Consider the following 12204-nt stretch of genomic DNA (forward strand, 5'->3'; position numbering starts at 1 on the left):
GTTACTCCATACAACATGGAGCAGCCTGCGGGTTTTCTTTAAAATGTAGCAGCTTGTGTTAGTTAACCCACTCTACGATGTCTTCCAGCTTACGCCGGATTTTCGGGTTTTTCGGGTCCTCCGCACGGTAGCCGAAAGCGGCCATGACCGAGACATCATATACCTCTTCGTCCAGCAGCTCTGCTTTCTTGAGAATGGCGTGGACCTTTTCCTTGTTGAAGCCCTCGATCGGGCAGGAGTCAATGCCGATCTGCGCAGCGGCAGTCATCATATTCGCCAGTGCGAGGTAGGTCTGCTTGGAGGCCCAGTCAACCAGGGTCCGTTCGTTGTCGAGCAGATGCAGATCATTTTCCTGGAAGTTCTTATAACGCGGAAGAATGCTCGCAAATACCTCATCCGGCATGCCCTTAACTTCCTTATAGATATACTCGACATAAGGAGAGTCGTATCTCACATCTTTACGGGCGAGTATAATGACAAAATGGCTGGCTGTCGGGAGCTGGCCCTTAGCCCCGAACGATACATCACGGATCTGTTCCCGGATATCCGGATTTTGAACGATGAGGAATTTCCACGGCTCGAAGCCGACGGAGCTTGGCGACAATCTGCCGGTTTCCAGGATGAATTGAAAGTCCTCATCTGATATTTTCTTCGCAGGGTCAAATACCTTGGTTGCATGGCGGAACGCAAACGCATCAAGTATCTCCTGTTTTTTCGTTTCCTTGCTACTCACCTAAAAATCACCCTTTCACAGCCTGGTTATGACAGTTGCTATGATAATGCTAATATACATTACTTACAAGTACGCACATTTTTGTGAGGTAGTATCAAGCTTGTTCCCTAGTATCAATATGATACCATCCATAACCATGCTGGAGATGCGCCTATTTGGACGAATGACCCAAGTAATAACCTGCGAGGAAGATCGTGGAAATAACGATGACATGAAATACTGTCCAGGCCCATCTGCCATAGTAAAAGGATTTGGCCGCAATTGGGTTGCGGTTCTCAGGCGACACGATCCGCCCGCCAATCCATTCGAAAATCAGGAAATATATCCACCACCACGTATACGAGTCCCAGGTATCCCATTTGAAGTCGTAACGGATCAGGTTCGTATAATTCAACGCATAGGTTTCACCCAGCATACCAAGGTGTATAAGCCCCCAGTAAAAGGGAATTTTCCAAGGCCACCTGCGGGGACTGAAGCGTACTCCGATAAGCACATAGAAGGGGAAGAAGGTCGTAATGGCCGTTACCGGCATAATAGATAAAGCGGGAAACAGCCGCACGGGATAAGAATAGAATTTAAATTCTACGAACAGATAACATATTGCCGCTCCTGCAATAGCACTTAGCAGGTAGAGCAGGCCGTATTCCCGCCAATTTTTACGGATTAGCAGGAAGCTGATGATTAGACTTATCAGACTGATAACGACGAGTAAAATATGTTCCTTGCTCCATCTCAAATCCATCAATGATTTGTTACCTTTCTGTCCACAGAGTTACTCCTCATTATCCCACACTGGGAATAATTACATACCCTTAGCGGGCAGTTCTTAGGCTCAAGGGAAGGACAGGTAACTTACAGAGCTTAGGGACGATTATACCTCTTGAACACAACAACGGCGTTATGGCCTCCGAAGCCGAATGAGTTGGATATGCCGATATTAAGCGAGTCTGTACGGGCGGTATGTGGCACATAATCCAGGTCGCATTGCGGGTCTGGGTTGTTCAGATTAATTGTGGGAGGGATCAGGCCATCTTGAAGGCTCTTGACCAGAGCGATCGCTTCAACGGCGCTGGCCGCTCCCAGCAGATGGCCGGTCATTGACTTGTTGGCCGTAACCGGAATGCGGAAAGCATGCTCTCCGAACAGCTTCTTAATGGCTGCAGTTTCGGACTGGTCTCCGATCTCGGTGCTGGTCGCATGTGCACTGATGACATCGACTTCTGACGGTTGTATGCCCGCTTCCTGCAGCGCGGATTTCATAGCCTGATAAGCACCCCGGCCTTCCGGGTGGGTGGCTACGATGTGGTAAGCATCCGAGCTTGCACCATATCCAATAACCTCGGCATAGATGCGGGCATTCCGGCGCAGCGCGTGGGACAGCGATTCCACAACCAGCACGCCTGCACCTTCGCCAATGACGAACCCGTCACGATCGGCGTCAAATGGACGGCTCGCTTTTGCAGGTTCATCGTTGCGGGTCGACAGTGCCGTGGCGTTGCCGAAGCTGGCCAGCGATATGTCGTTGACAGCTGCTTCTGTGCCTCCGGCAAGGATGACATCTGCTGCTCCGAAGCGAATGGCCCGGAACGCCTCGCCGATTGAGGTGTTGCCGATTGAGCAGGCGGTGACCGGCGACAGGGTAGAGCCGAGCGTTCCGAACCGGATGCTGATCATGGCGGCTGCCATATTAGTAATCATCATGGGCACGAGAACGGGACTGACCCGCTCGGGCCCCCTTTCCTGCAGAAGCCTGCTCTGTTCAAGCAGTGTGTTAATCCCGCCGGTTCCTGATCCGACGTATACGCCAACCCGCTCCTTGTCCAGCTCTGATTCATAATCGTCGAGCCCGGCATCCTTCCAGGCTTGCTCTGCGGCATCAATGGCAAACTGGCAAAACCGGTCCATACGTCTGGCTTCCCGGCGTCCAAACCGCTCCTCGGCATCAAAATTCCGGACCAGTCCCGCTATCTGTGAACGATGCCTCGACGTATCGAAGGTATCAATGCGTCTGACGCCGGATTCGCCCGCCGCCAGTCTGTCCCAGAATTGATCTACATTATTGCCAAGAGGAGTTACCGCTCCCATACCGGTAATCACGACTCTTTCCATGTTTGTTGCTCCTTCCTTGTTCAGCAAGTTTATGTCCAGATTGTGTCACGCCCGGTATCCTATTACAAGTTGTTGTTTATACGGGTATAATTAGTACCAGGTAACAAACGGGTGGAAGTGCGATTATAGGGTCCAATTAGGAGGGGAGAAGGAGATATGAACCATCAGACGAGAAGGCAGGTGCTGTCAGCATTCCTGAAAGCCCAGCGGGCCAAGCTGCAGCCGGAAGCGTTCGGGCTGCCGGCCGGGCAGCGCAGAAGAACACCGGGACTGCGGCGGGAAGAGGTCGCACAGCTGGCGGGAGTGAGCACGACATGGTATACCTGGCTGGAGCAGGGGCGGGACATTCAGGTTTCGGCTTCGGTGCTTGAGTGTATTGCAGGAGCTTTGCGGTTAACGCTGGATGAGCGAAACTACCTGTACGCGCTGGCTATGGACACTGGCTCGGGAGCCAGCCTCCAGCCGGAAGCGCCTGTGGAGATCAGCCAGCCGCTGCAGCGGATCATGCATGAGCTTCGTAATTGTCCGGTAATCATCTCTGACCGCAGATGCCGGATCGTCGGATGGAACGAAGCAGCGTCCCATGTATTTCTGGATTTTGAACGGATTCCCGCCGAGCAGCGGAATATGATCCAGCTGCTGTTCGAACGCAAGGAGTTCCGCAGACTGGCAGTGAATTGGGAGCATTTCGTGCGTGAGTTCCTGGCGATATTTCGTGTGTACTACGGCCAGTATGTGGAGGATGAATGGTATGAGCAGTTCCTGAATACGATGCGTGAGAAGCATGCTGATTTTAATCCCCTCTGGGAGCGCAGCGGTGTCCGGGCGGCGCCGGAGGTAGTGCTTGAGTTCCGCCATGCGAAGGCGGGCAGGATGCTGTTCCATCTAACCTCGCTGCAGGTGCAGGGAGAGGCCGACCTGCGGTGCAGCATCTATACGCCGGCCCCGGACTCAGCCACCGAGAGCAAGCTGCAGCAGCTGATGGGAAGCAGGTGAAGAGTTCAGGAGAAGGAGGCCGGATGCCTGGAGGTACATGGAACCGGCTCTAAAACAGAGCACTGAGCCTCAAGAGAGCCGGCTATTAGAGGACTCCCTTCTTCGGTAAGCCCCTGGGGTGAGGCCGGTAGCCTTCTTGAAGGTGCGGCCGAAGTGGGCGATATTATCGAATCCCGCGGCCTGGGCGATATCAATTACCTTCCGGTCTGTGCGTCGCAGCAGCAGCTGAGCTTCCCGGATACGTGTCAGCGTGAGAAATTCGATGAACGAAAATCCGGTGACTCTCTTAAAGCAGCGGCTTAAGTAATAGGGGCTAATATAAAATTTGGCCGCTAATGTCTCTAGCTTCAGCGGTTCCGAATAGTGCGCGTGCAGGTAACGGACAACCTCGGTAATTTTACGATGGACCGGGTCGGGGTGCTCATCCGCCTGCACAGGATGACCGTTAACATCCTCGGCCTGGCGAACGGCAAACAGCAGCAGCTCCGCAAGCAGCAGCTTGACGCCGCTCTGCCAGCCAGTCTTGCGCTCCAGAAGCTCACGGGTTAACTTGTCCATGATGCTGTTGACCAGCATCTGGCTCCGGAGGTTGAGCCGCATCACATGGCTGTTCTGCCGGAACGGTAACATAAGGTCCGCATCCGGCAGGTGGATGCCGGATGCCAGGAACTCCTCGCGGAAATTAATGACAATCCGCTCATGACGCGGGTCGCCGATAACAGATGACTTGTGCACCTCGTGACGGTTGATGAATACGAGATCACCGCCGAGCACATGGTAGGAACGGTCCCGGATAAAGTAAGTACGCTGGCCGCTCAGCAGGTAATAAATCTCATACGTGCCGTGATAATGGTTGCCCCGCTCGAAGGGCTCCAGCCGCTTCGTATGGTTCATATGGAAGGCGTCTTCCTCTGCTCCGTAGTCGAGCTTGATAATCTCCCCTGTATTCTGCATCAGTCAACCACCTCTCTGAAATCTGCAGCGCAAGATATGCATATTTAGATGGTGAAAGCGCAACAAATGTGAAGACATTATACCATTATTGCGTTATTATCAGGATGAATTTTATAGGGAAACGGGAGGGACTCGCGAATGAAGCCATTTTTAGATGAGGATTTCTTGCTTTCGAACGACACGGCTGTCACCTTGTTTCACGATTACGCCAAGCAGATGCCGATTATTGATTACCACTGTCACTTGAGCCCGCAGGAAATCTACGAGAACAAGAGCTTCAAGAACCTAACGGAGGTCTGGCTGTATGGCGATCACTATAAGTGGCGCGCGATGCGCACTAACGGTATTGAGGAACCGCTTGTTACCGGGGGTCAAGATGTAAGCGATTACGACCGTTATATGGCGTGGGCCAGAACAGTGCCGCAGACACTCGGAAATCCGCTGTATCACTGGTCGCATCTGGAGCTGCAGCGTTTCTTCGGCATTTACGAGTTAATTAATGAGAAGCATGCGGACCGCATCTGGGAGGCGGTGAACAGCAAGCTTGAGGCAGGCGGCTATGCAGCACGCGACCTGATCACGAAGTCAAATGTGGAAGTCATCTGCACAACAGACGATCCGACAGACTCACTGGAGTACCATATCAAGATCAAGGCTATCCCCGGCTTCCAGACGAAGGTGCTGCCGTCCTTCCGCCCGGACAAGGCACTGGAGCTCCGCCGGCCAACGTTCCTGCCATGGATCAGCAAGCTGGAGGAGGCTTCCGGAAGCTCAATCACGAATTACGCCCAGCTGCTGGGGGCACTAGAGTCCCGGATTGCGTTCTTCCATACAGCTGGCTGCCGCGTATCCGACCATGCACTCGATACCGTTCCGTATGCGGAAGCATCCGACACGGAGGTAGCAGCGATCTTTACCAAGGCGTTGAACGGAGAAGCTGTCAGCCTGGAGGAGGAGCAGAAGTATAAGACTTACACGCTGCTGTTCCTTGGGCGGCAGTATGCGCAGCGGGGCTGGGCCATGCAGTACCATATGCATGCGTCACGTAACAATAACACGAGGATGTTCGAGATGCTCGGACCCGATACGGGCTATGACTCGATCCACGATGGAAGTCTCGCATATCCGCTTGCCAAGCTGCTTGATGCGCTTGATAGGGACAATGCGCTGCCGAAGACAATCCTGTATTCGCTGAATCCGACTGATAATGACGTGCTGGCCGCGGTTATCGGCAGCTTCCAGGGCGGGGGTGTCGCAGGCAAAATCCAGTTCGGCTCGGCTTGGTGGTTCAACGATACGAAGGATGGCATGTTCGATCAGATGCGTGCGCTGTCCAATATGGGCCTGCTCAGCCGGTTCATCGGCATGCTGACCGATTCGCGGAGTTTCCTGTCCTACCCTCGTCACGAGTACTTCCGGCGGATTGTCTGCAATCTGCTGGGGCAGTGGGTTGAAAATGGCGAAGCCCCGCATGACATGGAGCTGCTTGGCGGCATGGTGCAAAATATTTCTTATTATAATGCTAAACGGTATTTTGACTTCTAGATCTAGAATAAACGCTGTATGCCGCCGGATCGACCCGATTCGGCGGTTTTGTGTGTTTTCGCCAGGAATGGTTAAATTTTTGCTGCCTGCAACTCCGTTCTTCATGAAAGGACAATAAAATTCGGGGGGGATTTGTCTGAAATAAGCCCCTATTGGTGAAAGTCATGGTGCGTGATATACAAATATTTTGTAAAACCACAGGCATAATTCACAATATGTAAGTAAACCTAACACTCGAGAAAAGGAATTTGCCCCCGAATGAAGAAAATTAAGGTTAAACCGGTAGGGATAGACGAGAATCATCCTTCCGGCATTGAGCTTTGCAGTGAGAGAGGAGACATGATTAAGGATGAAGAAGACATGGAAGCTTGTTCTAACTTGGGCGCTTGTTACTCAGCTTGCGCTCGTCAACGTGTTGACGGCAGGGGCAGCTGAGGATACGGCATCAGGCAAGGCCGGACAGGTCAAGCTGCGCCTATTGGAAACATCGGATATTCATATGGAGATCATGAACTATGATTACTACAAGGACGAAGTGACCCATGAGTTCGGACTGGTGAAGGTTGCTACCCTTATTAAGCAAGCACGTCAAGAAGAGCCCAACAGCATGCTGTTCGACAACGGTGACCTGATTCAAGGTAACCCGATGGGCGATTATATGGCACGCGTGAATAAGCTCTCGGACAAGGATGCCGTACACCCGGTATACAAGGCCATGAACCTGCTGAATTATGACGCCGCGACTGTCGGCAACCATGAGTTCAACTACGGGCTGGATTATCTGCAGCGCGCAATGAAGGGAGCGGAGTTCCCTTACGCTACGGCTAACGTGTATGTGGATGACAAGGACGGCAACCCGGACAATGATAAGAACTATTTTACTCCGTACCTGATGCTGGACCGCACCTTTAAGGATGAAGCCGGTCAAGACGTAAAGCTGAAGGTTGGTGTAATTGGCTTCGTGACGCCGCAGATCATGATGTGGGATCAGACGCATCTGGCGGGCAAAGTAATTGCGAAGGATATTATCGAGACAGCCAAGAAGTTCGTGCCGAAGATGAAGGAAGAGGGCGCGGATGTAATCGTCGCAATGCTGCATTCGGGTATGGGCGATACGGAGAACAATGGTGAAGAGGAAAACACAGCCTGGCTGCTGAGCCAAGAGGTTCCAGGCTTCGATGCAATCCTCTTCGGCCACTCCCATGTGGTGTTCCCGTCCGCATCGTTCGCGGGCATGAAGGGCGTCGATGAAAAGAAAGGTACGGTTAACGGTGTGGCTGCTGTAGAGCCGGGATACTGGGGCAGCCATCTTGGGGTAATCGATCTGACGCTGGAGCAGCAGAATGGAGACTGGACGGTAGTGGACTCCAAGAGCGAAGCGCGTCCAATCGCCCAGAAGGTGGATGGTGTGGTCAAGCCGCTGGTGGAATCCGATCCGGAGATCGTAGCCGCTGTGAAGGACGAGCATGAAGCGACCCTGAAATACATTCGCGGTCCGGTAGGCACGATTACGCAGCCGATCAACAGTTATTTTGCGCTTGTGAAGGATGATCCTTCTGTACAGATTGTAACCAGCGCGCAGAAGTGGTATGTCGAGAGAGCTATCAAGGGTACAGACCTGGAAGGAACGCCGATCCTCTCCGCGGGAGCACCCTTCAAGGCAGGCGGCATGGACCCTGAGTACTACACCAACATTCCAGCCGGCACAATCGCCATTAAGAACGTGGCTGACCTGTATGTATATCCGAATACGCTGAAGGCTGTTCTGCTGAACGGTGAACAGGTACGTGAGTGGCTCGAGCGTTCGGCAGGCCAGTTCAATCAGATCGATCCTTCGGTGAAGACGGAGCAGCCGCTCATTAATACCAATTTCCGGACGTATAACTTTGACATTATCGACGGCGTCAGCTATCAGATCGATGTTACACAGCCGAGCCGTTATGACATGGAAGGCAAGCTGGCTAACGAGAAGGCTCACCGGATTGTGAACCTGAAGTACAATGGCAAGCCGGTGACGGAGGATATGAAATTTATTGTTGCAACCAACAACTACCGCGCAGGCGGCGGCGGCAGCTTCCCGGGTCTAGACGGCAGCAACATTGTCGTCGATTCGCCGGATGAAACCAGACAGGTCATTATTGACTATATCCAGTCGCAAGGGAAGTTCAATCCTTCTGCTGACGGCAACTGGAGCCTGGCGCCAATTAAAGGGGATGTGAATGTTACGTTCCTGACGTCTCCAAAGGCGGCTGACTTAGCTACGGCAGCAGCATCCACGATGGCTTGGGTAGGCAATGAGGAATCCGGCTTTGCCAAGTACAAGCTGAACATGTCGTCATCTGCTGCACAGGGCAGCGACGGCACAAGTGGTGAGGAAACTGCGCCGGTGGAGCAGAAACCACAAGCTGCAAGCAAGCCTGCAGGTAAGGCGGACAGCGGCAAGACAAGCCCTACCGAAACTGGCAGCAAGGGTGCACCAGGCAAAGCAGACAAAGCCGAAAGCACCAAGGGCAATGCAGCTGCTGTGAAGCACATTACTTACATTGTTGAAGAAGGAGATTGGCTCTCGAAGATTGCCCGCAAATACGGCACAACCTGGCAGGAGCTCGCGGAGTACAACAAGCTGAACAATCCGGACCGGTTGTATCCTGGCCAGAAGCTGCTAATTCCCGTGACGGCTTAGATGAAGCAGGCTTAGGCCTTAAATAGAAGTAATGAGAAAGGCAGCCTTAGGGCTGCCTTTTGGCTATAATAGCAAGTATTCTCCAAGTGACAAGCTGTATTATGGCCGGTTGTAGGTGAGCATGACAATTTGGCCCAATAATTCCGTATTGGTCAGCCGATATGTGGATGCAGCGCTGCCTTCGGGGAAAAGGGGGATTCCGCTGCCCAATACCTTTGGAATTACTGCGATCTGCATCTCGTCAAGCAGGTTCTCCCTTAAGCATGCTTTCACCACCTGCCCGCCGCCGACAATCCATACGTCTCCGTCTGACTTGCCCTGCAGCTCGGGCAGCAGCTCCTTTAATGGTTTGTCCGTATACTGCGCATGCGGGTTATCCATCTCCGTTGTCTTCGTCCTAGTTAACACGTAGCAGGGCTTGTCTGTGTAGGGGAAATCTTCCTGCAATCCTCGTACAACCTCGTAGGTTAGCCTGCCCATCACCACACTTCCGACTGAGCTGTAAAACCGTCCGTAGCCGTTGTCGCCGCCGTCTCCTTCTACATCGTACAGCCAATCGACAGAGCCATCCGGTCTGGCAATATAGCCGTCCAGGCTCATGGCTATGTAGAGCACAATTTTGTTCTTTGAATGATTCATGATTTATCGCTCCCTTCTGGCCTTTATGATAATCTATATCTGTGACAATATTTGACGTAGATAGTGGGGGATACAGTGAATGAACGCAGATTGGCAATCTTGCGTATAATTGATGCCCGTAAGAAATTCACAGCCCGGGAGCTGGCGGAACGATTCGATGTGTCAGTCCGTACCATTCAGCGCGATCTGGATGCACTTCAGAGCATGGGCGTCCCGCTGTACACGCAGATGGGACCGCATGGCGGCTATCGCGTACTGTCCAACCGGATTCTGCCGCCGCTGCAGCTGACGGAGCAGGAAGCGCTTGGCTTGTTTTTGATGCTTCAATATCTGGAAAGGGTGCCGGATTTCCCGTATGGAACGGTGCGGGCCCATTTGGCGGAACAGTATTACGGGGCTTTGCCGGATGACGTGAGGGATACGATTGACCGGCTGCGGCGGCATGTTCTGTTCAGGCATAATCCACAGCAGCACACACCAGCACCGCTTGCAGAGCTGGCACTCGGCGCAGCAGCTGCCAAACAAGACATTCTGTTTCACTACCATACGGCGGATGGAGTGAAGGAGGTGCATGCTTTTCCGTTGGGAATATACTTCGAGAGAGGCTGCTGGTACATGCCGGCCAAGCGGGCTGACAAAGACAGGGTACAGCTGTACAGGGTGGACCGGATGGAACAGCTGGTGCCGGGCAGCTGCCGGGACGAGACGCTGCCCGACCTGGTACAGTGGATGAACATGGAAGACCACCGGGAGGGCGTGAAGGTGGAGCTGCATTTTACGGCAAGGGGAGCCAGATTGGCTGAGAATGATGAATTGTTTGCGGCGGATGAGAAGATGGTATGGATTGGAAGAGTGCCGGCCGGGGAGCTTCCTTACACAGCCAGGAGGCTGCTTGCATATGGTGCGGAGGTGAAAGTGGCCGGGCCACCCGAGCTTCAGCGGATGGTCATTGAGGAGCTAGAAAAAAACCTTAACCAGTACTGATAATCATTATCAAATTCTGGGTAATAGAAATCAGAGACAACAAAAGAAGGACAGCCTAAGCTGTCCCATACTGCCTGTTAAATAACTTGTTAAATTTTCGGTTGAAAAGTTTTGCAGTCTACTTCACGATTCTGACGCGGCTGGTTCTGATGACCGGCAACATGAATCGAAGAAGCATTACACCGGTTTTGCGGTCCCCAAAACTTGCAGGAGTTCACTTCGCACGTAACATCCTTGGCCATGTGACTCACCTCCTCGCGTCGTTCAAGAGTGGCGGTTCGTACTTCTATATACCGCAATTCATCCCGCTTTGAATCGCCTTCGGCGTATTTAAAGCGGGATGCCGGTGTTATATGTCCGCCTTGAGGGAGCCTGGAGCCTGCCTGTTTTACTTAGCGGGAGGACCAGCCTGCAGCACGGCTTCGCTGAAGCTCAGGCATTCACGGCAGATGGATACACCCGGTCCAATTGCGAGTTCACCCACCTCTTGCTTATCCTTGCGGCAGAAGGAACAGACAGCCGTATAGGCAGTGCTGTCGGAACCAGTGTGCCCGGAACCGGTCTGGCTCACGGCGGCGTTGTACAGCTCATCAATTACTTTAGGCTCGATGTAGTCAAATTCTCCCTTCAGCTTCAGGGAAACCGTGGTATATGCGATGCTCATGCCTTCATAGAAACGCTGCTGGTCAACCGTATCACAGGCCTTCCTCTTGTCTTCACACAGCTCAGTCAGCTTCTCCAGCTCGAGGATGACATCCTCAATCTTGGCGCCGCGAAAGGTCTTCTTGCGAAAATCCTGATCCATGAACCATCATTCCTTTCTGTTTAGATTTGTATACATTTGTATACATATTATAATAGTATATTAGACAATTGCAGGAAATTTCCTACCACCTTCAAAAAAAATTAATCGCAATTGGGAATAAATCCATACAGAAGGGCTGGTATATAATGGTCAGAGGGGACTTCCCTTCCAGCTTAAGGCGAGGGAACAGCCAAACTAGTCAGGAACGGGGATGAATAGGATGGAGCATTATTTATTCGGACAAATGGCCTTCGTCAGGTCGCAGACCTTACGGGCAGCCGGTGCAGTAACAGAGGAGATTGCGGATCAGATTCCAGAGGGCTTCCGCAACTCGATTCGCTGGAATCTTGGGCATATCTATGTCATTGCGGAGCGATTCTACTTTCAATACCTTGGGCTGCCGATGAGGATGCCGGAAGGCTTCCGTGATCAGTTCGACAACGGCACCTCCCCGCTCAATCAATCGCCTGCTTCCGTGCCGTCTCTGGCAGAGCTGACGGAACTGCTCGGAAATCAAGAGGAACGGCTTCGCCAGCTTCTCTCCAACCGGATGCAGGAGCAATTGGTACCCCCGTTTACAACATCATTGGGTTTAACGCTGGGGACACCCGAACAATTCGTGAGCTTTACCCTGTTCCATGAGGGCATGCATTTGGCCACAATTAAGACATACTTAACGCTATTATCCGGACAATAATTGGAACAGACAACACCCCTGCATTTCAGGTGCAGGGGTGTTGTGCTGTTTTCGGATAT

Annotated in this window: 12 protein-coding genes; 5 read left to right on the plus strand and 7 right to left on the minus strand. The window is 52.5% G+C overall.

The window, feature by feature from the left end:
• Positions 1–58: 58 nt before the first annotated feature.
• The 3 genes from L1N82_RS06725 to fabF form a co-directional block, all read right to left on the minus strand.
• The gene (locus L1N82_RS06725) at positions 59–733 is read right to left on the minus strand and encodes an NAD(P)H-dependent oxidoreductase (RefSeq protein ID WP_235286620.1); all 675 of its coding nucleotides are present in this window, start codon (positions 731–733) and stop codon (positions 59–61) included.
• 151 nt (positions 734–884) lie between these two features.
• Positions 885–1475, minus strand: coding sequence for a CBO0543 family protein (locus L1N82_RS06730; RefSeq protein ID WP_235286952.1), 591 nt, complete (start codon positions 1473–1475; stop codon positions 885–887).
• 119 nt (positions 1476–1594) lie between these two features.
• Positions 1595–2842 (minus strand): beta-ketoacyl-ACP synthase II, encoded by a 1248-nt coding sequence (fabF, locus tag L1N82_RS06735; protein WP_235286621.1) that lies wholly within the window; start codon positions 2840–2842, stop codon positions 1595–1597.
• 156 nt (positions 2843–2998) lie between these two features.
• Between fabF and L1N82_RS06740 the strand changes: the two genes are divergently transcribed.
• Entirely contained in the window at positions 2999–3838 is an 840-nt protein-coding gene (locus L1N82_RS06740) for a helix-turn-helix transcriptional regulator (protein WP_235286622.1), read from the plus strand.
• Between the two features lie 69 nt (positions 3839–3907).
• Here the strand turns inward: L1N82_RS06740 and L1N82_RS06745 are convergent, their stop codons facing one another.
• On the minus strand, positions 3908–4792 hold the full coding sequence (locus tag L1N82_RS06745; RefSeq protein WP_235286623.1) for a helix-turn-helix transcriptional regulator: 885 nt from the start codon (positions 4790–4792) through the stop codon (positions 3908–3910).
• 138 nt (positions 4793–4930) lie between these two features.
• Between L1N82_RS06745 and uxaC the strand changes: the two genes are divergently transcribed.
• Positions 4931–6337 (plus strand): glucuronate isomerase, encoded by a 1407-nt coding sequence (uxaC, locus tag L1N82_RS06750; RefSeq protein WP_235286624.1) that lies wholly within the window; start codon positions 4931–4933, stop codon positions 6335–6337.
• Positions 6338–6686: 349 nt separating this feature from the next.
• Positions 6687–9020, plus strand: coding sequence for a bifunctional 2',3'-cyclic-nucleotide 2'-phosphodiesterase/3'-nucleotidase (locus L1N82_RS06755; RefSeq protein WP_235286625.1), 2334 nt, complete (start codon positions 6687–6689; stop codon positions 9018–9020).
• A gap of 99 nt (positions 9021–9119) precedes the next feature.
• On the opposite strand, the gene L1N82_RS06760 is transcribed toward L1N82_RS06755, so the two are convergent.
• The gene (locus tag L1N82_RS06760) at positions 9120–9659 is read right to left on the minus strand and encodes a dihydrofolate reductase family protein (protein ID WP_235286626.1); all 540 of its coding nucleotides are present in this window, start codon (positions 9657–9659) and stop codon (positions 9120–9122) included.
• 75 nt (positions 9660–9734) lie between these two features.
• Here L1N82_RS06760 and L1N82_RS06765 point away from each other — a divergent pair, with 75 nt between their 5' ends.
• Positions 9735–10643, plus strand: coding sequence for a helix-turn-helix transcriptional regulator (locus L1N82_RS06765; RefSeq protein WP_235286627.1), 909 nt, complete (start codon positions 9735–9737; stop codon positions 10641–10643).
• Positions 10644–10732: 89 nt separating this feature from the next.
• On the opposite strand, the gene L1N82_RS06770 is transcribed toward L1N82_RS06765, so the two are convergent.
• Together L1N82_RS06770 and L1N82_RS06775 are read right to left on the minus strand one after the other, a co-directional pair.
• Positions 10733–10885 carry a DUF1540 domain-containing protein gene (locus tag L1N82_RS06770; RefSeq protein WP_111148891.1) on the minus strand — a complete coding sequence of 51 codons (153 nt, stop codon included), beginning with the start codon at positions 10883–10885 and terminating at the stop codon, positions 10733–10735.
• Positions 10886–11031: 146 nt separating this feature from the next.
• Entirely contained in the window at positions 11032–11448 is a 417-nt protein-coding gene (locus L1N82_RS06775; protein WP_235286628.1) for a ClpX C4-type zinc finger protein, read from the minus strand.
• A 211-nt stretch (positions 11449–11659) separates the two neighbouring features.
• On the opposite strand from L1N82_RS06775, the gene L1N82_RS06780 reads away from it, so the two are divergent.
• Positions 11660–12145 carry a DinB family protein gene (locus L1N82_RS06780; protein ID WP_235286629.1) on the plus strand — a complete coding sequence of 162 codons (486 nt, stop codon included), beginning with the start codon at positions 11660–11662 and terminating at the stop codon, positions 12143–12145.
• The last annotated feature ends 59 nt before the right edge of the window (positions 12146–12204 follow it).

The organism is Paenibacillus tarimensis (genome assembly GCF_021532315.1).
In the GTDB taxonomy this organism is placed as follows: Bacteria; Bacillota; Bacilli; order Paenibacillales; family Paenibacillaceae; genus Paenibacillus_I; species Paenibacillus_I tarimensis.

Coding starts and splice junctions, on each gene's coding strand:
- L1N82_RS06730 (WP_235286952.1), bottom strand. CDS start 1,475: ATGGATTTGAGATGGAGCAAGGAACATATTTTACTCGTCGTTATCAGT.
- L1N82_RS06775 (WP_235286628.1), bottom strand. CDS start 11,448: ATGGATCAGGATTTTCGCAAGAAGACCTTTCGCGGCGCCAAGATTGAG.
- uxaC (WP_235286624.1), top strand. CDS start 4,931: ATGAAGCCATTTTTAGATGAGGATTTCTTGCTTTCGAACGACACGGCT.
- L1N82_RS06745 (WP_235286623.1), bottom strand. CDS start 4,792: ATGCAGAATACAGGGGAGATTATCAAGCTCGACTACGGAGCAGAGGAA.
- L1N82_RS06770 (WP_111148891.1), bottom strand. CDS start 10,885: ATGGCCAAGGATGTTACGTGCGAAGTGAACTCCTGCAAGTTTTGGGGA.
- L1N82_RS06760 (WP_235286626.1), bottom strand. CDS start 9,659: ATGAATCATTCAAAGAACAAAATTGTGCTCTACATAGCCATGAGCCTG.
- L1N82_RS06780 (WP_235286629.1), top strand. CDS start 11,660: ATGAATAGGATGGAGCATTATTTATTCGGACAAATGGCCTTCGTCAGG.
- L1N82_RS06740 (WP_235286622.1), top strand. CDS start 2,999: ATGAACCATCAGACGAGAAGGCAGGTGCTGTCAGCATTCCTGAAAGCC.
- fabF (WP_235286621.1), bottom strand. CDS start 2,842: ATGGAAAGAGTCGTGATTACCGGTATGGGAGCGGTAACTCCTCTTGGC.
- L1N82_RS06755 (WP_235286625.1), top strand. CDS start 6,687: ATGAAGAAGACATGGAAGCTTGTTCTAACTTGGGCGCTTGTTACTCAG.